General features: G+C 60.6%; 17 protein-coding genes and 1 pseudogene. 6 read left to right on the top strand and 12 right to left on the bottom strand.

The annotated features are described in order from the left end of the window. Positions 1-341: 341 nt before the first annotated feature. From aspS to GMO_RS02075, 3 genes are all read right to left on the bottom strand, one after another. Complete coding sequence (aspS, locus tag GMO_RS02085; protein ID WP_008850596.1) at positions 342-2,141, bottom strand: aspartate--tRNA ligase; 1,800 nt, start codon at positions 2,139-2,141, stop codon at positions 342-344. Positions 2,142-2,205: 64 nt separating this feature from the next. Next, the gene (locus GMO_RS02080) at positions 2,206-3,747 is read right to left on the bottom strand and encodes an FAD-dependent oxidoreductase (RefSeq protein WP_008850595.1); all 1,542 of its coding nucleotides are present in this window, start codon (positions 3,745-3,747) and stop codon (positions 2,206-2,208) included. Positions 3,748-3,893: 146 nt separating this feature from the next. Next, on the bottom strand, positions 3,894-4,682 hold the full coding sequence (locus GMO_RS02075) for a DUF2076 domain-containing protein (RefSeq protein WP_008850594.1): 789 nt from the start codon (positions 4,680-4,682) through the stop codon (positions 3,894-3,896). A gap of 153 nt (positions 4,683-4,835) precedes the next feature. On the opposite strand from GMO_RS02075, the gene GMO_RS02070 reads away from it, so the two are divergent. The 4 genes and pseudogenes from GMO_RS02070 to GMO_RS02050 all read left to right on the top strand — a co-directional run bounded on the left by GMO_RS02070 (position 4,836) and on the right by GMO_RS02050 (position 10,915). Beyond that, positions 4,836-5,714, top strand: a complete 879-nt coding sequence (locus GMO_RS02070; RefSeq protein ID WP_040507357.1) for a glycine--tRNA ligase subunit alpha — start codon at positions 4,836-4,838, stop codon at positions 5,712-5,714. After that, positions 5,707-7,761, top strand: coding sequence for a glycine--tRNA ligase subunit beta (gene glyS / locus GMO_RS02065; protein WP_008850592.1), 2,055 nt, complete (start codon positions 5,707-5,709; stop codon positions 7,759-7,761). The genes GMO_RS02070 and glyS overlap by 8 nt, the downstream gene beginning before the upstream one ends. A 172-nt stretch (positions 7,762-7,933) precedes the next feature. Beyond that, a pseudogene (locus GMO_RS02060) lies at positions 7,934-9,790 on the top strand (DUF2075 domain-containing protein). Positions 9,791-9,868: 78 nt separating this feature from the next. Further along, positions 9,869-10,915, top strand: coding sequence for an L-idonate 5-dehydrogenase (locus tag GMO_RS02050; RefSeq protein WP_008850589.1), 1,047 nt, complete (start codon positions 9,869-9,871; stop codon positions 10,913-10,915). A 4-nt stretch (positions 10,916-10,919) separates the two neighbouring features. On the opposite strand, the gene rodA is transcribed toward GMO_RS02050, so the two are convergent. The 5 genes from rodA to GMO_RS02025 form a co-directional block, all read right to left on the bottom strand. Further along, on the bottom strand, positions 10,920-12,095 hold the full coding sequence (gene rodA, locus GMO_RS02045; protein ID WP_008850588.1) for a rod shape-determining protein RodA: 1,176 nt from the start codon (positions 12,093-12,095) through the stop codon (positions 10,920-10,922). After that, on the bottom strand, positions 12,092-14,032 hold the full coding sequence (mrdA, locus tag GMO_RS02040; RefSeq protein ID WP_040507356.1) for a penicillin-binding protein 2: 1,941 nt from the start codon (positions 14,030-14,032) through the stop codon (positions 12,092-12,094). The genes rodA and mrdA overlap by 4 nt, the downstream gene beginning before the upstream one ends. 63 nt (positions 14,033-14,095) lie before the next feature. Further along, positions 14,096-14,662 (bottom strand): hypothetical protein, encoded by a 567-nt coding sequence (locus tag GMO_RS02035; RefSeq protein ID WP_008850585.1) that lies wholly within the window; start codon positions 14,660-14,662, stop codon positions 14,096-14,098. Between the two features lie 5 nt (positions 14,663-14,667). Continuing rightward, positions 14,668-15,600, bottom strand: coding sequence for a rod shape-determining protein MreC (gene mreC / locus GMO_RS02030; protein ID WP_008850584.1), 933 nt, complete (start codon positions 15,598-15,600; stop codon positions 14,668-14,670). A gap of 18 nt (positions 15,601-15,618) precedes the next feature. Further along, positions 15,619-16,668: a rod shape-determining protein gene (locus GMO_RS02025; protein WP_008850583.1), complete on the bottom strand. Its 1,050-nt coding sequence runs from the start codon at positions 16,666-16,668 to the stop codon at positions 15,619-15,621. A 306-nt stretch (positions 16,669-16,974) separates the two neighbouring features. Between GMO_RS02025 and GMO_RS02020 the strand changes: the two genes are divergently transcribed. Beyond that, positions 16,975-17,232: a hypothetical protein gene (locus GMO_RS02020; protein ID WP_008850582.1), complete on the top strand. Its 258-nt coding sequence runs from the start codon at positions 16,975-16,977 to the stop codon at positions 17,230-17,232. Between the two features lie 44 nt (positions 17,233-17,276). Further along, positions 17,277-17,735, top strand: coding sequence for a hypothetical protein (locus tag GMO_RS02015; protein ID WP_008850581.1), 459 nt, complete (start codon positions 17,277-17,279; stop codon positions 17,733-17,735). Positions 17,736-17,738: 3 nt separating this feature from the next. Here GMO_RS02015 and GMO_RS02010 read toward each other — a convergent pair whose 3' ends face one another. From GMO_RS02010 to GMO_RS02000, 4 genes are all read right to left on the bottom strand, one after another. Further along, entirely contained in the window at positions 17,739-18,506 is a 768-nt protein-coding gene (locus GMO_RS02010) for a sulfite exporter TauE/SafE family protein (protein ID WP_008850580.1), read from the bottom strand. A 160-nt stretch (positions 18,507-18,666) separates the two neighbouring features. After that, positions 18,667-20,238, bottom strand: a complete 1,572-nt coding sequence (locus GMO_RS02005; RefSeq protein WP_008850579.1) for a 2-isopropylmalate synthase — start codon at positions 20,236-20,238, stop codon at positions 18,667-18,669. Next, positions 20,235-20,399 carry a hypothetical protein gene (locus GMO_RS14335; protein ID WP_008850578.1) on the bottom strand — a complete coding sequence of 55 codons (165 nt, stop codon included), beginning with the start codon at positions 20,397-20,399 and terminating at the stop codon, positions 20,235-20,237. Before GMO_RS14335 ends, GMO_RS02005 begins: the two co-directional genes overlap by 4 nt. Before the next feature lie 45 nt (positions 20,400-20,444). Next, positions 20,445-21,284, bottom strand: a complete 840-nt coding sequence (locus GMO_RS02000) for an N-acetylmuramoyl-L-alanine amidase family protein (RefSeq protein ID WP_008850577.1) — start codon at positions 21,282-21,284, stop codon at positions 20,445-20,447. Positions 21,285-21,492: the final 208 nt, after the last annotated feature.

The raw sequence follows: 21,492 nt of genomic DNA, 5'->3' as shown, positions 1-21,492 counted from the left end.
CATGTCATGAGACCTACCTTGAAATTCAGAAGCGTGACCAACTGTTCGACACAACAGAACGTTTGCAATCTGTAAGACAAAGGATCCGGCATGTTGTTTTTATGCCGCGCCCCATCTCAGTGCTTCTGAACGGCGATTTTGTTTCCCGCCTGCGCACAAAGACCACCCTCATTCGTGCCATTCTCAAATTTTATGTTTTTTGCTTCGAAGACTTGTGAGGATTGTCCACCCGCAACTGTGACACTCCCATCTTTAGACCTTCCGAACCTGTCCGACGATCATCACGAAAGACATGGCCCATAAAAAAACCGGTGCCTCTAAAAGGCACCGGTTCATCCATATCAGGACTTTGAAACGCTGGGTTTCGGCTTGGGAAGATCCAGAGCCAGATGAAGTTCCTTCAGCCTGGCCGGTTCGACGGGGGCCGGAGCTTCCATCATCAGGTCCTCACCGCTCTGGTTCAGCGGGAAGAGAATGACCTCACGGATGTTCGGCTCATCAGCCAGCAGCATCACGATACGGTCCACGCCCGGCGCCGCACCACCATGGGGAGGCGCGCCGTAACGGAACGCGTTCAGCATGCCGCCAAAACGCTCCTCGACCACTTCCGGTCCATAGCCGGCAATCTCGAACGCCCGCAGCATCACCTCCGGCAGATGGTTCCGGATTGCGCCCGAAGACAGTTCAACACCGTTGCAGACGATATCATACTGGTAGGCGTTGATGGTCAGCGGGTCCTGCGTGTTCAGTGCTTCGAGACCGCCCTGCGGCATGGAGAACGGATTGTGGGAGAAGTCTACTTTCCCCGTCTCCTCGTTCAGCTCGTACATCGGGAAGTCCACGACCCAGCAGAAGCGGAAGGCGTTCTTCTCGATCAGGTCCAGTTCTGTCGCGATCTTCGTGCGGACGACACCGGAGAACTTGGCCACCTCATCACCCTTGTCGGCAGCAAAGAACACGGCGTCACCGGCCTTGAGACCACAGGCTTTACGGATGCTCTCAACGCGCTCCGGCTCAAGGTTCTTGGCAATCGGCCCCTTGCCGCCGTTTTCCTCGAAGATGATGTACCCGAGGCCGCCGGCACCGCTCTCACGCGCCCAGGAATTCAGCTTGTCAAAGAAGCCGCGCGGACGATCTCCCGCGCCCGGCGCCGGGATGGCACGGACCTGCCCCCCAGAGGCCGCGATCTTGGCGAAAAGACCGAAGCCGGAATCACGGAACGCTTCCGTTACATCCCGGATGATCAGCGGGTTCCGCAGGTCCGGCTTGTCGGAACCATAATCCCGCATGGCATCGGCATAGGGAATGCGCGGGAAGGCACCGTCCGTGATCTTCCAGCCATCAGGCGTGAACTCGTTGAACACACCGGCCAGAACCGGCTCCAGAATGGTGAAGACGTCTTCCTGCGTGACGAAGGACATTTCGAAGTCAAGCTGGTAGAACTCACCGGGGCTGCGGTCCGCGCGGGAGGCTTCGTCACGGAAGCACGGCGCGATCTGGAAGTAACGATCGAAACCCGCGACCATCGCAAGCTGCTTGAACTGCTGCGGAGCCTGCGGCAGAGCATAGAACTTCCCCGGATGCAGACGGGCCGGCACAAGGAAGTCACGCGCACCTTCCGGCGAGGAGGCCGTCAGGATCGGTGTTTGGAATTCGGTGAAGCCCTGCTCGATCATCCGCCGGCGCAGGCTGGCGATGACCTTGCTGCGCAGCATGATGTTCTGGTGCATCTTCTCGCGACGGAGATCGATGTACCGGTATTTCAGGCGCAGTTCCTCGGGGTAGTGCTCGTGGCCATTGACCTGGAACGGCAGGACAGCGGCGTTGGACCGGACATCCAGTTCCTCGGCGCGGACCTCGATGTCACCGGTCGGCAGGTTCGGATTGCGCTGGCCATCCTCGCGCACCACAACCTTGCCCGTGATGGTGATGACGCTCTCGACACGCAGCGCATCGGCGCGCTCCAGCAGATCCGTCCCCGCCGGGATGACGATCTGGGTGATGCCGTAATGGTCGCGCAGGTCAATGAACAGCAGGCCGCCATGATCGCGCTTGCTGTGCACCCAGCCGGAAAGGCGGACGGTCTGTCCGGCGTCCTGCTCACGCAGGGCGCTACAGTCATGGGTGCGGTATGGATGCATGTCGGGCCTCGTCAACTACCTGTGCGGATAAGTCGGCGCAGGAAGCCGGGCGAGGCCGCTTCTGTCAAGCTTCCTGCACAAGCGCAGGCTTCTCCCTGAGAAATCCGTCAAAGTCCACGGCGGCGCGCGCCATGTCATAAGCATGTCCCGCCCCGGCGAGCGCCACGGGCTTTCCGCCCTTCAGATAAGTGGCAAGGAAGCTGAAACCGCGGATATCCCCTTCCAGAATAATGTTATCGAAAGTGTCCCCCCAGCCCAGAAGCTCGATCTTCTTGCCGAATTGCTGGGTCCAGAACCACGGCATCGGTATGACGTCCGTCTCGTGGCCCATCATGGCATGGGCTGCGATCCGCCCCTGGATTTCCGCATGGCGCCAGTGTTCGATTCGCCGTGTTCCACCCTCATGACGGGTGGCTGAACAGTCCCCGGCCGCATACACGCCAGGTGCAGCCCGCATCTGCCCGTCCACCACGATGGCACCGCTCCTGTCACGCTCCAGCCCGTTCACATAATCCGTGGCTGGCGTCACGCCGACACCCAACAGCACAAACGCGGAGGACAGACGGGTACCATCTTCGAGTTCCACGCCCTCGGCCACCTTGTCCCCGTAAATCGCCGTGACGGGAGAATCCGCCACGAACGCCACGCCGTTTTCCTCATGCAACTGGCGCAGGCGCAGACCGATTTCCCGGCCGAACTGCTTTTCCATCGGGATGGGAGTATTGGAAATGACCGTAACACCTACCCCCCTCTGGCGCAGGGAGGACGCAACCTCCAGCGCAATGAACCCGGCCCCGACAATCGTCACGGCCTGATCCGGATCGAGGATACGGGCGATCTCCTCGGCGTCCTTCTCCCGGTGAAGGATCAGTACGCGCTCCTTGTCCACACCAGGAATATCCAGCGTTTTCGTAATGGAGCCGGTGGCGATCAGGATGTGATCGCCCGTCAGTTCGAAACCGTCATCCAGCGTCGCGGTCCGGCTGTCGGGGCTGAACGCCGTGATACTGGCCTTGCGCCGGGTGATCCGGTGGTGCTCATAAAATTCTTCGGAGCGCAGAAGTGGCGCATGAGCCTTGTCCGGCTCGCTGACAAGTACGGTCTTGCTCAGGGCCGTGCGGTCGTACGGGAGATACTTCTCCTCGCTGACCATCGTGATCTCACCATCGAAACCTTCCTGTCGCAGGGTCACCGCCGCACTGACGGCTGCCGCACCAGCCCCGAGAATCAGGACGCTTTCATTGCCCCGGCGCGGCTGCAGTTCCGGGCGGGACAGCGGCTTCAGACCCACAAGCACACGGTCGTCCACAATTTCCACCGGGTAGCGCGGCAGCGGGTCCAGCGCGAGAGGCTCGACAAGGCTTCCATCCGCGGCATCGAACACTGCCTTATGCCAAGGGCACACCAGAACCGCGCCTTTTTCCGTCCGGCAATAGGCTCCCTGCTCCAGCGGGGCTTCCTTGTGCGGGCATTTGCCCCCGAAGGCCTGAACCCGGTCTCCATCCTTCACAAGAACGATCGGTTTGCCATCAAGCGAGAAGGACGTAATCTGGCCATCCTGAAGGTCACTCAATCCGACGAGATCACGGAAGTCGCTGGCAGACATGGAAAAGCCTCCGGTACTGGGCAGGAAAACAATGACGTACCGTTACACAACGCAGCGTGGGCCGATGAGTTGGGACAGCGCAAAAAACCCGTCCGGACCCTGAATAAGGTCTGGACGGGCCAATCGGTCAGTCAGTAGCCGGGCGATCAGAACATGTCGTCGAAGCCGCCGCCATCTCCACCACCGTCTCCGCCGCCGCCAAAATCACCGCCGCTGTCGCCACCGCCGCCGAAATCGGAATCCGAGAAGCCGCTGCCAGCGTCGGTGCCCGAACCGGAGAACGGATCGGCGCCATAATTGTTGTTGATAACCGTCGTATCGCCACCGGCACCGAACCCGCCAGCCGCATCACCACCAGCCGCGCCATGATGGTCGGAGAAAAGCCCCTCAAGGGCGTTGGCCGTCATCATTCCGCCAGCCACACCAGCCGCCGTGGTGAGTGCGGAACCAAGGAAACCGGTTCCTCCACGCTGGAACATGCCCGGCTGGTATCCCGGCGGATAGCCATAATTCTGCGGGCCACCAGCGGCGTAATTCGGAGGCGGAGCAGACTGGTTCGCACCCCAACCCGGCGGGGGGGCGGCATTCGCCTGCTTGTTGCCACCGAACAGACCACCAAACAGTCCGCCGGATGATTTGTTTCCGCCCTGCTGCTGAAGCTGGGCGATCTGCTGCTGGGCCTGCTGGAGCTGGAATTCAAGCTGCCGGATGCGGTTCTGCGCCTGCGCAAGAGCGGCTTCCTGCACCACGGCCATCTGGGTGATGCGATACCGTGCTTCCGGATATTTCTGGAAGTTGTCGGCAATGAAACGGTCCGCCTCAGGGTCGATGGGCGGAAGCGCCGGTGTCTGCTGCTGGCCGAAGCTGCTTCCCTGCTGCGCACCGCCAACACGAGCGATGAAACGGGAAATAAGGTCGCGTTCTTCGTTGTTCATCGTCTCTATCCTTCCAGACGAGGCAATTGGATCACCCTCTACATATGAGCTACCCAACCCTTTCCGACAAGATGAGGAAGCCGCCGTCACTTCCGGTAACAGGCACCTACCTGTAAGGTGGCTTACAATTTTGCCAAACCGGAGCCTATCGAATTGCCTGCGACCCGGCCGCCCAGCTTTCAGGAACTGATCCTGCGCCTTCATCAATTCTGGTCCGACAAGGGCTGCGCCATCCTGCAGCCCTATGACACGGAAGTCGGGGCCGGAACGCTCTCCCCCCATACGACCCTGCGGGCACTTGGTTCCCGCCCCTGGGCCGCAGCCTATGTGCAGCCCTGCCGCCGCCCGTCCGACGGACGCTATGGCGAGAATCCAAATCGCCTCCAGCATTATTACCAGTATCAGGTCCTGCTGAAGCCCACGCCGGAAGAGAGCCAGAACCTGCTTCTGGAAAGCTATCGCGCCATCGGCATCGACCCGGAAAAGCATGACATCCGATTCGTCGAGGATGACTGGGAAAACCCGACGATCGGCGCCTGGGGGCTAGGCTGGGAAGTCTGGTGCGACGGGATGGAGGTCACGCAGTTCACCTATTTCCAGCAGGTCGGTGGCATCCCGACGGTTATGCCTTCGACAGAGCTGACCTACGGTCTTGAGCGCCTCGCAATGTATGTGCAGGGCGTCGAAAACGTCTATGACCTCGATTTCAACGGCAAAGGCCTGAAATACGGCGACGTGTTCCTGCGCGCGGAACGGGATTACTCCCGGCATAATTTCGAGCTGGCCGACACACAGATGCTTCTCGCGCATTTCAACGATGCGGAACGGGAATCCCTGCGCCTGTCGGAAGCCGGAGTGGCACAGCCAGCCTTCGACCAGTGTCTGAAAGCCTCTCACCTGTTCAACCTGCTGGACGCACGGGGTGTGATTTCCGTCTCCGAGCGGGCGTCCTATATCGGACGCGTGCGAACGCTGGCGAAAGCCGCGTGTGAAGCCTGGCTGGCAGGTGAGGAGGAGACGACCCATGGCTAAACTGCTGCTCGAACTCTTCAGCGAAGAAATCCCGGCCGGTATGCAGCCCCGCGCGGCAGCGGACCTCGGTACACTGCTGACAAAGGCCCTCGATGGCCTGCATCCGAGCGATATGCGGACATGGTTCGGGACGCGACGCATTGCCGTCGCCCTGAACGTGGATGCCGAAATCCCGGCACGCACCGTCTCGGAGCGCGGCCCACGTGAAGGCGCGCCGGAAAAAGCGCTTCAGGGCTTCACCCGCAAACATGGCGTCACGCCGGACGAACTTACACTGGAGAACGGATTCTGGGTTCTGAACCGGTCTCTCGATCCGGTCAGCGCCGAAAGCCGCGTCGCCGAAGCCGTGCCGGAACTGCTCTGGAAATTCCCCTGGCCGAAATCCATGCGCTGGGGTGTGAATTCCGGTTTCACCTGGGTGCGCCCGCTTCGCCGCATCCTGTGTCTGCTGGACGGGCGTGTCGTGCCGTTTGCCTTGGCCCGTGAGGGAGACGAGGCACACGGCCTGAAATCCTCCAACCTTACCGAAGGACACCGTTTCCTTGCCCCGGGCGCGTTCGAGGTCTTGTCCGCTGACCAGTGGGAACAGGAACTCGAAACACGCTTCGTCATCATCAATGATGACCGCCGCCGTGACATGATCGGCACCGGCATTGCGCGGCTGGCCGCCGAACATGATGTGACAGTGGTACAGGATGATGGCCTGCTGCACGAAGTGGCCGGACTGGTGGAATATCCGGTCCCGCTGATGGGACAGATTGACGCCGCGTTCATGGATCTGCCCGCCGAGGTGATGCAGGTCTCCATGCGGATCAACCAGCGATATTTCGCTCTCCGGGACAAGGACGGTAAAGCCGCACCCTTTTTCGTGTTCGTCGCCAACCTGCCGTTCAGGGATGGTGGCAAACTGACAATTGCCGGAAACGAACGTGTCCTGCGCGCGCGCTTCGCCGATGCCCGCCATTTCTGGGATCTGGACCGCAAGACGAAGCTGATCGACCGCGTTCCGGCACTGGACGCCGTGACGTTCCACGCCAAACTCGGCACGCAGGGTGAGCGCGCCAGAAGGATTTCCGCGCTGGCCGGGACCATCGCGAAAGCCATGGGGCTGGATGCTTCGCAGGTCCCACAGGCCGAACGCGCCGGGCTGCTCGCCAAGGCCGATCTCACGACCGGCATGGTTGGCGAATTTCCGGAGATTCAGGGCGTCATGGGCGGTTATTACGCAGCCCATGATGGCGAAAACGCGGCCGTCTCCCAGGCCGTGGCCGAACATTACATGCCGCGCGGGCAATCCGATGAGACGGCAAAGGCTCCGGTGTCCGTCGCCGTAGCACTGGCGGATCGGCTGGACCTGCTGACCGGCTTCTTCGCCATCGGGGAAACACCCAGTGGGTCAGGCGATCCTTATGGCCTGCGCCGGGCAGCCCTGGGCATCATCCGCACGATCCGCGATAATGGCCTGCGCCTCGATCTGACGGACCTGTTCGCAAAAGCCGCAGCCGGGCGCAGCGGTGGAGACCTGTCCAGACTGCCAGACTTCATCACGGAACGCCTGCGCGTTCAGCTTCGCAGCGAAGGCGAGCGGCATGATGTACTGGCTGCCACCCTTGCCGGTGGTCTGGACGGTGATCTCGTGCGTCTTCTTGCCCGGACGTCTGCCCTGTCGGATATGATCCAGACGGAAAACGGCAAAAACCTGCTCGCCGCTGCCAAGCGCGCCGCCAATATCCTGCGCATTGAGGACAAAAAGGACGGCCCGCATATTGGTGCACCTGATCCCTCCCTTTATGCACAGGATGAGGAACGCGCCCTTGCCGCCGGGCTGGATCAGGCCATCCCGACGATCGAGGCAGCCCTGAAGGACGAACGCTTTACGGATGCCATGCAGGCCATCGCGGCCCTGCGCCCGACGCTGGATGTGTTCTTTGACAAAGTGACGGTCAACGCACCGGAGCCAGCCCTCCGCATCAACCGCCTGAAACTGCTGAACCGGTTCCGGGAGACGACGGCCCTGATTGCGGATTTCGGACAGATCGAGGGCTGATCCGGTGGGAGCGTGGTGGTCCGGTTCCATCACCACGTTCCTGCGAACCGATCCGGGACAGATCTGCGAGCGTCTGGCTCATCAGGCCGCAAAGAGACGTTTTCAAAACGAACCCGCTCAACTCCGTGCATGGGCCACACAGGTTGATCTCCTGCGTGAAACACTGACCGCCATGCCGGAAGCCTCCGGCTGGCAGATCATCTTTGAGTATCCCATTCCCCGTCTTGGTGGGCGGATCGACACAGTACTGGTTTCGCCGGATGCTGTCTTTGTTCTGGAATTCAAAGTTGGCGCTCGCAGCTTCGATGCCGCCTCAACCGCCCAGACAGAAGGTTATGCGCTGGATCTTCAGGATTTTCATGCCGGTAGCCGCCGTCACCCTATCATTCCCATCCTAATCGCCACGCAGGGACCTGCCGTTTCCCAAACGGAGCCGTTACTTCTGGGATCTGGTGTAACGGTGGTCCAGTACTGCAATGCGGCTGATTTTCCTGACGTGCTTGCCCGTCTGTGCGCCAGGGCAGCATCTTCCATCGGGCCCATGATCCCGGCGGACCGGGAAGACGCTCCTTATGATCCTGTTCCCAGCATCATTGAAGCTGCACGTCTGATTTACGCCACACACAGCGTGGCGGACATCCATACAGCCCGGGCAGACGCCACGAACCTGACCCGGACTTCCAACTGTATCGCGACATGTTTGAATGAGGCACGCCAGCAGAACCGGAAAACCATCATTTTCGTCTCCGGCATTCCCGGTGCGGGAAAGACGCTCTGTGGTCTCAAAGCCGCTTTTGCGACTGGTCATCCCGGCACGGAGGCCACATTCCTGACTGCAAATCCGACACTGGTTGCCGTTCTGCGCGAAGCCCTGATCCGTGATGCCGTGGCACAGGGACAAAAACGAAAAGTCGTCGAACACCGGATGGAATCCACCATCCAGTCCCTGACAAAATTCCGGGACCATTACGTCTCGCGATTATTGGAATGTCCGCCCGAACGGATCATGGTCATTGACGAGGCGCAACGCACCTGGACAGCAGAACAGGCCATCCGCAAAAGCCGGCAACGCCCGGTGACCCTAACCCAGTCTGAACCCGCCCACCTGCTGGATATCATGGCACGGCACGACGGTTTTGCAGCGATTGTCTGTCTGATCGGACAGGGACAGGAAATCCATGACGGTGAAGGTGGGCTCGCCTGTTGGGGAGAAGCCTTACTGGAACGTCCGGTCTGGTGCGTGCAGGCCGCACCGGATGTCATCGGCTCCGACACCCTGACGCATCTGCCTTCCACCCTCTCCGTCACGACCCAGCGCGCCCTCCACCTGACCGTCGCTATCCGCTCTCTGCGTGAAGAGAACACACCGCGCTGGGTAGAGGCCATGCTACAGGGTGACATCCAGAGCGCGGCACGGATCGCACAGGACAGTCACCTTCCCTTTCGCCTGACGCGGAACCTGAAAGATCTCCGGGCCGGTTTGCGAAAAAGAACGCGCCTGACATATCGGTGCGGACTTGTTTCCAGTGCCACGGCAAAGCGTTTGCGCCCAGAAGGTCTGGGATGTGAAGTCCCGCATATGGATTCGGCCGCCGTGGCACAGTAGTTCCTGAACCGCTGGATTCCGGAGAAAGATGTCCGCGCATCCGATGCTCTGGAAACAGTGGCAACGCAGTTCGCTATTCAGGGGCTGGAACTGGACTTCGTCGGGCTCTGCTGGGATGGAGACCTGATCCGCCTGCCACACCAGAGGGCATGGCAGGCCCGGACTTTTTCCGGTACAAAATGGCAGACCGTCCGGACAGCGGAGAAAGCCCTGTGGCGGCTCAACACTTATCGCGTTCTGCTGACACGGGCACGGTATGAAACGCTGATCTGGGTTCCACAGGGCGATCCGGATGATCCATCCCGTCAACCGGAAATTCTTGACGGGATTGCGGATTTTCTTCTCGCCTGTGGCGTACCGCCTTTACAGGATGACAGCCATATCCGGGAAAGCCATATGAGCAGATCCCTGACGTCAGCGTGACAACACTGAAACGTCATCCCGCCCGCCAGAGCTTCGGTTTAACGTGCAAGCCTGTATTTTCCCTTTATCTACAGGCGCATGGTCATGTCATCATTCGATGGGTCAAGGACCACCGAGGCCCTTGTCATTCACGAAAAAAACGATCTCCGGCTTGATACGGTCCCGTTGCAGGAGCCTGGGCCCGGCGAAGTTCTGGTCAGCCCTGCATGGGGCGGTATCTGTGGCTCGGACATGCATTACCTTCTGCATGGTGGGGCCGGCGCATCCGTTCTGCGTGAACCCATGATCCTGGGGCATGAAGTCTCCGGAATCGTTGATGCCATCGGCCCTGGCGCGACGCGCTTTCAGGTTGGGCAGCCTGTCGCGATCCATCCGGCCCGAGCCTGTGGCCAGTGTCCGGAATGTCAGCGCGGTGTCCGGCATCTGTGCCGGAACATGCGCTTCTTTGGAAGCGCAGCCTTCCTGCCGCACACACAGGGCGGCTTCCGGCGGCAGATGGTCGTCGGGGAAGACCAGCTTTACCCCCTGCCCCCCGGTCTCGATGTCCGGCGCGCCAGTCTTGCGGAACCGTTTTCCGTGGCCCTTCATGCCATTGCGCGTGCGGGTGACGTCAGTGGACGCAGGGTCATGGTGCAGGGTGCGGGGCCAATCGGCTCCCTGATCGTGGCCGGGCTGAAAATCGCCGGAGCGCGCGAAATCATAGCGACGGATCTACACGATTTCCCGCTGGAAATTGCAACACGGCTTGGCGCCACCGGCGCGCGTAACACCAGCCGGGAGACAAACGAGGAGGAATATCCGATCGTCTTTGAAGCGACCGGCGTTTCCGCGGCTCTTCCGACTGCCATCCGCCGTACGGAAAAAGGTGGCATTCTGGTGCAGGTCGGAATTTTCCCACCCGGCGATATTCCTGCGCCCCTAGGCCAGATCATCGCCCGTGAACTGGACTATCGCGGCACGTTCCGGTTCGATACGGAGTTCGGAGACGCCCTGAAAATGCTGGCGGACAATCCTTGGATCGCCGATGGACTCATCACGCACAGCTTCCAGCTTGAAGACTATGCGGATGCCTTCGCCGCCTCGCTGGACCGGAAGACCTCTTCCAAGGTTCTGCTGGCCCTGTGAAAGCTCAGGCTTCGGCGTCTTCTTCCATACCCGGATCGCGCTCGTTCCGATGAACCCATGCTGACATGAGCAGGCCAAAACCGAACATCATCGTCAGCATGGCTGATCCACCATAGGAAATCAGGGGAAGCGGCACACCACCGACAGGAATTGCGCCCATGACCATGGACAGGTTCACCGCGCAGTAAAGAAAGAAATCCATGGCGATCCCCAGACCGAGCAGGCGCCCGAACTGGTTGCGACTGCGCATGGCGATCAGCATCCCTCCCAGCGTCAGGGTCGCCAGCAGGCCGATGACGGCAATCCCGCCAACAAATCCCCATTCCTCCCCGATCATGGTAAAAATGAAATCCGTCTGTTTTTCAGGCAGGAAGTTGAGCTGTCCCTGACTGCCGCGCAGGTATCCTTCACCCCACATACCGCCTGAACCAAGCGCGATCTTGGACTGGATGATGTTGTATCCGGCTCCGAGCGGATCATGCTCCGGATGCAGGAACGTATCGATCCGGGCTTTCTGGTAATCGTGCAGGTGACTGTACGCAAATTTCCCGAGAAACGGGATGGGGGCCACAAGGATGATGATCTGCCATAACCGCATCCCGGCGGCGAAGAACATGGTCGCGCCGATCACACCGATGATCGTCGCCGTCCCAAGGTTCGGCTCCTTGAGCACCAGCAGAACAGGCAGAAGCGTCAACAGGGCGGGTGGCACCAGACGCAACGGATTGCCCATCCGGTCCGGACCGATACGATAGAACCATGTCGCGAGCATCAGAACGAGCGCGATCTTTGCAAATTCGGAAGGCTGGAACTGCATCCCCGCGAGGTTGATCCAGCGCTCCGCTCCCTTGCCCACATGCCCCATGCGCAGCACGAGCGTTAGCAGGGCAATGGAAAAAAGGTAGAGCGGCACGGACAGCAACCGCAGGATGCGCGGGCTGACCAGCGAGACAGCAACCATCATGACAAGCCCGAAACCGAACCGCATCATCTGCGGCCCCGCGAACGGTCTGGCCGATCCTCCGCCTGCGGAGTAAAGCGCGACGTAACCCACACCAGCCAGCAGACAGACCAGCAGGACATAAAGCCAGTTGACCTGCAGCAGCTGGGCCAGCGGCCGGAAATCCGGCTCCGCCCGCAGGAGACGCTTTTCCGGCTTCAGGAAACCAAAGGCGTTCATTCCGTACTGCCTCTCAATGGCGGAGCGCTGGCTTGGGCGACGTTCTGTCCCGGAGGACGGGACTGGTTCGCCGGATCACGAAGCAGCGTATCGGTCATGATAAGCTTAGCCAACGGTGCGGCCTCGTCAGCTCCTGCATTTCCGTGCTCCACGACAACCGAGACGGCATAGCGCGGCTCGTCATAAGGCGCGAAGCAGATGAACAGGGCATGCGGCCGGTACTCCCACGGCAGGTTCATGGAATTGAAGTGCCCGGATTCACGCAGGGCCCGCGAGACACGACGCACCTGTGCGGAGCCGGTCTTCCCCGCCATCTGGATGCCTGGAAGATCAAGCCGCGCCTTTGGCGCCGTACCATGCGCCTCGTTCACGACGGCGAACATGCCACCACGCACGACGTCAAGATACGCAGGTGGAAGGTCAAGCGGCGCAGCAGTATCCAGCGCGGCAAGCGGTGAGAGCGTATCATCAGTGGCACGCAGGAGATGCGGCTGCACGTTTCGCCCAGACGCCAGCCGGGACACATAGGTGGCCAGCGCCAGTGGTGTCACCTGAACGAAACCTTGTCCGATCCCGGCATTGATGGTGTCACCGCCATTCCAGTGGAAACCGTGCTGCTGCCTCCATTCCGGTGTCGGTATGACACCGGGGTGTGAATGAGGCAGTTCGATCCCGAGCTTCACGCCCAGTCCCATGTCATTCCCCACCAGCTTGATGGGGTCCATGCCACAGCGCCGGGCAACCTCATAGAAATAGACGTCGCAGGAATATTTGAGGCCTTCGCGCATGTTGATCATGCCATGACCCCAGCGGTTCCAGCAATGGAAGCGCACCCCACCCACGTCCAGATAGCCCGGGCAGTTGAAACGATCTGTCGCCGAGACGGCACCACATTTCAGGGCGGCAAGTGCCACAGCTGGCTTGAAGGTGGAACCCGGCGGGTAGAGGCCAGAAACCGCCTTGTCCACCAGCGGGGTCCGGGGGTCGCTGTTCCAGGCGTTCCACTGCGCATGACTGACACCGGAATCGAACAGGGAAGGATCGAAAGATGGTGTGCTGACCATCGCCATGACTTCACCGTTGCGACAGTCCATGATGACAGAACTGGACACCCGATCCCCAAGCCGGTCGCGCAGTTGCTGCTGCAGCACCGTATCAATCGTCAGGTGGATATCCTGCCCCTGCTGGCCCTCCACACGGTCGATCTCCCCAATCACGCGGCCAACAGCATTGACTTCCATCTCCACGGAACCTGGATCGCCACGCAGGAGCTGTTCCTGCGTCTGTTCGATCCCAGCCCTGCCAACTCTCATACCCGGCAGGGACAGGGTCGTATCCTTCGAAACATCCTCTTCATTGGGTGGCGCGACATAACCGACGATATGAGCTGTCAGGTCATGGAACGGGTAGAGCCGTGTCGATCCCACATCCACCAGCACGCCGGGCAGCGATGGCGCATTCAGTTCGATCCGCGCCATGTCATCCCAAGACAGGAACTCATGCAGCGTGACCGGAACATATTTGCGGACATGACGGAGATCACGCTCGATCCGGGCCCGGTCATGCTCATCGAGCGGGACGATCTGGGAGAAACGCTCGATAACGGCCGGGATGTCGGTCGTTTCCTCTGGCATGAGCAAGGCGCGCCAGCTCACCTTGTTATCTGCCAGCGCCACACCGAAACGGTCATGGATCGGGCCACGCGCCGGGGCGAGCAGCCGCTTGCTTGTGCGGTTGCGCTCGGCAAGCTGGCGCAGATGATCACCGTCCACCGTCTGGATGTTGTAAAGCCGCCGTCCCAGTGTTCCCAGAACGCCAGCCTGCACGGCCATGACCAGAAGCGCGCGCCGCGTGAAGATCCCACGCCCGGAGCGCACAGGTTCACCCTGCCGTCTGTCGCGCATCATGAACCGGAAAGAGCGTTTTCTGAAAACCATCAACGGGAAGCGTTCAACATCCGAAAAAGGAAACCACGGCGCTACGGAACGCCGGGAGCACTGTCAGGCCTGATCGGGATTTGCGAACGTGCGACGTCCCCAGACGAACAATGCGGTCAGGGTGGGATAGATACCGATTGTCAGCGCAGCCTGAAAGAGGCCTGGCGCAGGAGAGAGTAGCGCAAAGGCATGGATACAAACGAGTGCCCACTGGAAAAACGAGGCCAGCGCCGCAAAAAGACTGAAAATCAGCCATCCCACTACGAAATTCAGACGGGAGAGACCGTAACGCCAGTGATGGGCCACACCATAAATCACAAGAAGCGACAGCAGAACGGTTCCCGGCGGCCCGAAGCTGAAGACCTCGATGACGAGTCCGCACAGGAAGACGGCAATGGCCGGCATGGATTTCGGACGGCTGTAGGCCCAGAACCAGACCGTACACATCGCAATCCCGAACTGGAGTTCGGCCTGTCCAGGAACGCCAAACGGTGCGGACAGGAGGATGGCGGACAGCACGATGAAAACGGACGGCATGGCCGCACGGGCCAGGGCGTCCAGTGTCCGCCCAACTGAGGGTTTCGGCTCGACGGCGGAATGCAGATGGGGGGTCGAGTTCTCGGCAACCATATCCGTCAGCCTTTCTGACGGCCCGGACCGTCCGGCAGGGTGGGGAACCACGAAAACGGCAGGGCATCCTGAAGCGGTGATGCTCCGGATGGCTTCTGGACTTTCACGCGCCCCGGGGCCTGTGGCGCATCCACACCATGTTCCCCGTAATCGAACACCCGGACAATATCGAGCCGATCCAGATCCGCATCCGGCACCACAACGGGACGGTTCGGCGCGGTGTAATGTACGGACCCAATAGGCAGACCCGGCGGCATGGCGCTCTGACCGCGCGTCTCGACACGCTCGCCCTCGATCGGATGGCGGTCTTGGGGATAATAGATCAATCTTGGAAATCCCGTGTCGTCCCCGGCCATGATGGCGTCGGCATGGGACGCCGCCAGCGTGACGGGGATCCGGCTGGCGTCATCATTGATCAGCAGGACACGTACCGTATGCGATCCCACCTCCGTCACCCGCCCAAGAAGGCCGGAAGCATCCAGCGCCACATCCCCCACCTCGACCTGATGGCCCGCGCCCACGTTCAGCAGAACGGCGCGTGAATAGGGCCCACCGTCATCGCGGGTGACGCGCCCCGTGACGAACTGGGGCACGGCTTCGGGAATCCAGTGCAGGCTGGCCTTGAGGCGTGCATTTTCCGAAGCGAGCGCCACAGCCACGTCATACCAGTGCCGCAGGCCACGGTTCTCATCCCGCAGACGGGCATTTTCCCGGGCGAGATCAGTGGCGCCCCGCAGATCCACCAGCCACGCCGAAACCCGTTCCTGCGGCCAGACCAGCGCATGATAAGCCGGAGCCAGCAGATCCGCCGCCACAAGACGCACCCCGTCCACAACGGGCCGCCGGACCAGCCCCAGCAGGACAAGCCCGACCGCCAGCAAAATCAGGACAGGCAGAATGGTCTTTGCAAGAACCTGCCGTGCGTGGATGGAGAGCATCCCGGCTCCACCCCGCCGTCAGTACATGCTGCTGAGGACGCTGCGCAGCCGGCGTGTTTCCTCAAGCGCGCGCCCGGTCCCCAGCGCAACACAGGACAGGGCGTTCTCCGCCACCGTCACGGGCAGTCCGGTATAAAGACGCAGGACTTCATCGAGACGGTACAGCAGCGCTCCGCCCCCGGAGAGCACGATCCCCTTGTCCACGATGTCAGCGGCCAGTTCCGGCGGCGTGTTTTCCAGCGCGGTCGTCACGGCGTCAACGATCTGCATGACCGGCTCGGCCAGACTTTCGGCGATCTGCGCCTGACTGACCATCACTTCGCGCGGGACGCCGTTGATGAGGTCACGGCCCTTGATTTCCGTCACCGGCCCGTCGGGATTGTCCGGATCGTCTGGCAGCATGGCTGAACCGAGTTCGATCTTGATCCGCTCGGCGGAGCTCTCCCCCACCAGAAGATTATAGGTCTTGCGGATATAGGAAATGATGGCTTCGTCCATCTTGTCCCCACCCACCCGGGCGGAGCGGGCATAGACGATACCCCCGAGCGAAATGACGGCCACTTCCGTCGTACCGCCGCCGATATCGACGATCATGCTGCCTGAAGGCTCCGTCACCGGAAGACCGGCTCCGATCGCAGCAGCCATCGGCTCCTCGATCAGCAGAACCTTGCGCGCGCCTGCACTTTCAGCGCTCTCCTGGATGGCACGGCGCTCGACGGCTGTTGCTCCGGAAGGGACGCAGATGATGATCTGCGGGCTCGCAAAAGCCCGGCGATTATGCACCTTGCGGATGAAATGCTTGATCATTTCCTCCGCAACTTCGAAATCCGCGATCACGCCGTCCCGCAGGGGGCGGATGGCTGTGATGTTGCCGGGTGTCCGGCCGACCATCTGTTTGGCCTCGTTCCCGACTGCCAGAACCTGTTTCTTGCCCCGCACCTCTGCAATGGCCACAACAGATGGCTCATCAAGCACGACGCCCCGACCCTTGACATAAACAAGCGTGTTGGCAGTGCCGAGGTCGATCGCCATGTCAGCCGACATGAGACCCAGCAGACGAGAAAACATCCAAAACTCCCGGAGTGTCGCCCTGCGGCAGACAGTTGGCGAAAGTGCGTGCTGAAAATGGCACGTTCCTGAGCGTGGACTTAAAGGGGCGGAACGGGTTCAGCAAGGGTTCCCGCTGCAAATCACGACGTTGGGACGTGATCGTCTCCTGCAACGTGCTGACGGGCCGATACAAAAAATATTTCCGGAGCCGCAATCCCGCCACCCTTCAGTCACGTTCTTCCTGTTCAAGGCATCTTTCTTTCCCGGCTGCGCCGTGGAAGGAAGCACAGGAACACGAAACGGTTTCAGACAGGACCAAAGATCATGATTCGCATCGCTTCTCCTCGCATTTTCGCGGCTCTGACCCTTTGTGGTGTTGCGCTGGCCGGTTGTGGCAGCCCTTATGACAGTGGTGCGCGGGCTGGATCAGGTGCCCTGATTGGCGCCGGTGGCGGAGCGGCCATTGGCGCGCTGGCTGGCGGTGGCCGGGGCGCGGCCATTGGTGCCCTGGCCGGTGGTGGCACCGGCGCAGCAGTTGGCGCGGCTACGACACCCAACAGACCAACCCGTAACGGATATTGAGGTATAAGGGCCCGGACTTTTTCAGAACTTCAAGGATTCGGCTCATGAACGCCTCTCTTTCCAACCGTTTCAGACGGACTTTTGCGTTGTCCGGTGCTTTTGCCATCGCCCTGACACTCTGTGCATGTGAAGGCAATTACGATCCCGGTTCACGCGCCCTGGGCGGCGGCCTGCTGGGAGGAGGAACCGGCGCAGCCATTGGTGCGCTGGCTGGCGGCGGTCGAGGCGCAGCTATCGGGGCCCTCGCAGGCGGAGCGCTCGGAGCGGCGACAGGTGCCGCGACCACGCCCAACCGTCCTTCCGGATACCAGAATGGCGGATACCCGCAGGGTTATTACAATCAGGGTTCCTATAACAACGGCGGCTACGCCCAGCAGGGCGGCCAGTACCAGTATCCCCAGTATCCGCAGCAGTCCAACCCGTATCCCACCACCGCCTATCCAACGTCCCAGGGAGGCTATCAGGGCGGTTATTATCCCCCGCAGGGCGGGTACGGGTACTGATCGTCAGATCATCCGCAATCCGATGATGGCCAGAAGAATGCTCAGAAACCATCTCTGGACATCGTCGGGCAGCTTCCCGGCATAGAATATCCCCAGAAGAATGCCGGGGATGGAACCTGCCAGCAGTTCCATCAGCATGACAGGGTCTACCGCCCCCTCCAGCCAGTGCCCCGTTCCGGCCAACAGCGCCAAGGGTACAGCATGGGCAATATCCGTTGCCACCAGTGTTCTGGTATTAAGGCGGGGATAAAGAATAGTCAGTGCGGCCATACCAACAGCTCCCGCGCCAACGGAAGACAGGGTTACCAGCGCTCCGAGCAGCACACCCAGCCCGACCGTCAGGAACCTGACTGTATCAGGCGTCAGGAACGCAGCATTCTCCGACCATGTCCTGAGTTTCGGCTTGAACAGGATGGCGGGTACCGTCAGCAGAAGCGCCACACCCAGCACTTCGCGAATCAGGGTAGAAACAGCGGGAGAAGCTCCTGCCTGATGCAGAAAGATCAGGCAGAGCAGCCCTGCAGGCAGACTTCCCGCAACCTGCCAAAGCACGATATTCCACTGTACAACACCGTGATGGCGGTTCAGGGCAGTACCCACGATCTTGGTGATGGCGGCGTAAAGCAGGTCAGTGCCTACGGCAGACTGCGGTTTGACGCCAAAAAGCAGGATCAGGAGCGGCGTCATCAGAGACCCGCCTCCAACACCCGTCATGCCGACGAGAAAGCCGACAACCAGCCCTGACACCGTATAAAGCCAAGAATGTGGCATACCCGTTCCCTAACCGTCTCCGGAACCACACCATAACGGTCGTTATATATTTGTCTATAGCATATTTAACTATTATAATTGGTTGTTTATGCTTATAATCCTATGAAAAAAGCGGCGCTCCAAGGCACCGCTTTCCATCTTTATCCTGAAACCGGGAAGATCAGACCAGTTCTTCCGGCTCTGTCCGTTCACGCTTGGTCAGCAGCTTGTTGAGGGCATGCAGATAGGCGCGGACAGCCGAAACGACCGTATCGGCATCCGCCCCCTGCCCGTCCACGAGCTTTCCATTTTCCTGAAGACGCACCGTGGTGCGCGCCTGTGCGTCCGTGCCTTCCGTCACATTGGCAACAGAGAACAGCGCCAGTTCCGCGGTATGAGGAAAAGCTTCCCCAATGGCCCGGAATGCCGCATCTACGGGGCCATTCCCGCTGATGGCTGCATACTGGGTTGCACCATCCACACTGATTTCCAGCTTGGCGTGCGCTTTCTGCTTCGTGCCGGACGCCAGTTCCAGCGAGACCAGCTGAATCCGCTCGTGATCCCGGCTCTCGTCATCGACCAGCGCACGGATGTCGTCGTCGAACACAACCTTCTTGCTATCCGCCAGATCCTTGAAACGGGCGAAAGCCGCATTGAGGGCTTCGTCCGGCAGGGCCGCATAACCAAGCTGCGCCAGCTTGTCGCGGAAAGCCGCCCGCCCGGAATGCTTGCCCATGACGAGCGAGCTTTTGTTCCAGCCCACGCTTTCGGGCGTCATGATCTCATAGGTTGCCGCGTTCTTCAGGACACCATCCTGATGAATACCGCTTTCATGGGCAAACGCATTGCGCCCCACGATGGCCTTGTTCGGCTGGACGTCGAAACCTGTAATGGTGGCCAGCATCCGTGACACACCCAGCAGCCTGGGGGTATCGATACCTGTTACCTTGCCATACTGGTCATGACGCGTCCGCAGCGCCATCACGATTTCCTCAAGCGCGGCATTACCGGCACGCTCGCCGATACCGTTGATCGTGCATTCGATCTGGCGCGCACCACCCTCGACGGCCGCCAGCGTGTTCGCCACGCCCAGACCCAGATCATTGTGGTTGTGCGTCGAGAAGATCACCTGATCCGCACCCGGCACACGCTCGCGCAGCATGGCGAAGATCCGGCGCATTTCCTCCGGCGTGGCAAAACCGACCGTATCGGGAATATTGATGGTGGTCGCACCGTTCCTGATGGCGACCTCGACACAGCGGCACAGGAAATCCGGCTCGGTGCGGGAGCCGTCCTCGGCGGACCATTCCACGTCATCCGTGAACTGCCGGGCTTTCTGGTTCCCCGATGCAATGATGTCCAGAACGGTTTCCGGCTCCATCCGCAGCTTGTATTTCATGTGCAGCGGAGACGTGGAAATGAAGTTGTGAATACGCGGACGCTCTGCCCCTTTCAGGGCATCTCCGCAAGCCTCGATGTCACGCTTGCCACCGCTGCGGGCCAGCCCGCAGACGACTGAACCCCGGACCTCGTCAGCAATGCGGCGCACACTTTCAAAGTCATCCTTCGACGCCACGGGAAAACCCGCCTCCATGACATCCACCCCCAAAGCGCTGAGGGCATGGGCCATACGCACCTTTTCCTCGAGGTTCATGGAGAACCCGGGGGACTGTTCACCATCACGCAGTGTGGTGTCGAAAATGATGATGCGGTCATCGGCGATCTGGCCGAAGGACGGATGCTGGAATGTCATGAAAGGATCGTCTCGCTGTTCAGGGTGGTCGGTCTGTCTGTCATCCCCTGAACGCAACGGAAGCGCTGCCCGCCTGGAAGGGCGTTCAGGGGCCGGTAAGTCGAAGCGAGAGGATCGAAAGAAACGTCATGGGGCGGGAAAATGACCGATTCTTTCGTCATGCGCAACCCGCATGCAGCGATTGATATGATTGCACACGACGCAGATCAGCCCGTCATGAGCATAGGACGGGACGCGAAATAACGGTCCACGGCGGTTTTCATGGCACTGGCAATCTGCGTCCGGTGCACGGCCTGCCGCAGCGCGGCCTCATCCAGATGATTCGACATGAACCCCATTTCCACCAGAACAGAAGGAATCTCTGCCGATTTCAGCACCACGAAAGCAGCATGACGGGAGGGATGACCCAGCAGTCCGATCCTGTTTCGGAACGAACTGACCACGCTTGCCGCCATATGGGCGGAACCGCGCCGCGTCTCTTCCGAGACCAGACTGGCCAGGATCTGCTGAACCTCGGGGGACATGCCGTGAAATGCCGGCCCTGCAAAGCGGTCCGCACTGTTTTCCGTCCGCGCCAGGGCCGCCGTCTGTGCATCCGAGGCACCATTGGACATCGTATAGACGCTCGCTCCGCGCACGCTTCGGTCATGCAGGGCGTCGGCATGCATGGAAATGAAGAGATGGGCAGCGTGTTTCCGGGCCAGATCCACCCGCCCTTCCAGCGGGATGAAGCGGTCCTCTGACCGGGTCAAAGCCACGCGATACTGTCCGGATGCCAGAAGCTGCCGGTGCAGTTCGGACGCGGCGGCCTCTGCAATATGCTTTTCGTATGTCCCTGAAATACCGATGGCTCCGGGATCCTTGCCACCATGTCCCGGGTCGAGCATGACCAGCGGCTTCGGTGGCGGGACATTGCGATGCACGGCCGGAGCGTGGAGGGTGTGGCTGCTCTGGTGACGGGCCACGAGGTGACGGGCCAGCCCTTCAGCAGGCGCAAGCAGGGAAAGACTGCCCAGACTCCCGACCAGCGTGCGTCGCGTCACCATGTTCCGAACCCTTCTGCCGCCATCCTGCCACTGAGGTCGATATTACAGCGAAAACTGCGGCTGGAACATGGCTTTCCCGTCATGCGAGTCAGAGAAAACGCATGGTGAATACCAGTGCTTGCCAGAGTGGCGCGTTTACGCCATCCTGTGCAGAGGACCTGAAGAGTGCGGTCCGATCGTCTGCGGGCTTCTCTGTTTTCCCCGTACC

The sequence above is a fragment of the Gluconobacter morbifer G707 genome (assembly GCF_000234355.1).
In the GTDB taxonomy this organism is placed as follows: Bacteria; Pseudomonadota; Alphaproteobacteria; order Acetobacterales; family Acetobacteraceae; genus Gluconobacter; species Gluconobacter morbifer.
The sequence above is the reverse complement of the archived record's forward strand: the minus strand, read 5'-3'. Positions and strand labels throughout refer to the sequence as shown.

Bases quoted from the DNA above. Each gene is read 5' to 3' on its own strand.
- mreC (WP_008850584.1), bottom strand. From the start codon at position 15,600: ATGCTCTCCATCCACGCACGGCAGGTTCTTGCAAAGACCATTCTGCCT.
- aspS (WP_008850596.1), bottom strand. From the start codon at position 2,141: ATGCATCCATACCGCACCCATGACTGTAGCGCCCTGCGTGAGCAGGAC.
- GMO_RS02005 (WP_008850579.1), bottom strand. From the start codon at position 20,238: ATGACATTCCAGCATCCGTCCTTCGGCCAGATCGCCGATGACCGCATC.
- GMO_RS02080 (WP_008850595.1), bottom strand. From the start codon at position 3,747: ATGTCTGCCAGCGACTTCCGTGATCTCGTCGGATTGAGTGACCTTCAG.
- GMO_RS02050 (WP_008850589.1), top strand. From the start codon at position 9,869: ATGGTCATGTCATCATTCGATGGGTCAAGGACCACCGAGGCCCTTGTC.
- GMO_RS02075 (WP_008850594.1), bottom strand. From the start codon at position 4,682: ATGAACAACGAAGAACGCGACCTTATTTCCCGTTTCATCGCTCGTGTT.
- GMO_RS02020 (WP_008850582.1), top strand. From the start codon at position 16,975: ATGATTCGCATCGCTTCTCCTCGCATTTTCGCGGCTCTGACCCTTTGT.
- GMO_RS14335 (WP_008850578.1), bottom strand. From the start codon at position 20,399: ATGACGAAAGAATCGGTCATTTTCCCGCCCCATGACGTTTCTTTCGAT.
- GMO_RS02035 (WP_008850585.1), bottom strand. From the start codon at position 14,662: ATGGTTGCCGAGAACTCGACCCCCCATCTGCATTCCGCCGTCGAGCCG.
- glyS (WP_008850592.1), top strand. From the start codon at position 5,707: ATGGCTAAACTGCTGCTCGAACTCTTCAGCGAAGAAATCCCGGCCGGT.
- GMO_RS02000 (WP_008850577.1), bottom strand. From the start codon at position 21,284: ATGGTGACGCGACGCACGCTGGTCGGGAGTCTGGGCAGTCTTTCCCTG.
- mrdA (WP_040507356.1), bottom strand. From the start codon at position 14,032: ATGGTTTTCAGAAAACGCTCTTTCCGGTTCATGATGCGCGACAGACGG.
- rodA (WP_008850588.1), bottom strand. From the start codon at position 12,095: ATGAACGCCTTTGGTTTCCTGAAGCCGGAAAAGCGTCTCCTGCGGGCG.
- GMO_RS02025 (WP_008850583.1), bottom strand. From the start codon at position 16,668: ATGTTTTCTCGTCTGCTGGGTCTCATGTCGGCTGACATGGCGATCGAC.
- GMO_RS02015 (WP_008850581.1), top strand. From the start codon at position 17,277: ATGAACGCCTCTCTTTCCAACCGTTTCAGACGGACTTTTGCGTTGTCC.
- GMO_RS02010 (WP_008850580.1), bottom strand. From the start codon at position 18,506: ATGCCACATTCTTGGCTTTATACGGTGTCAGGGCTGGTTGTCGGCTTT.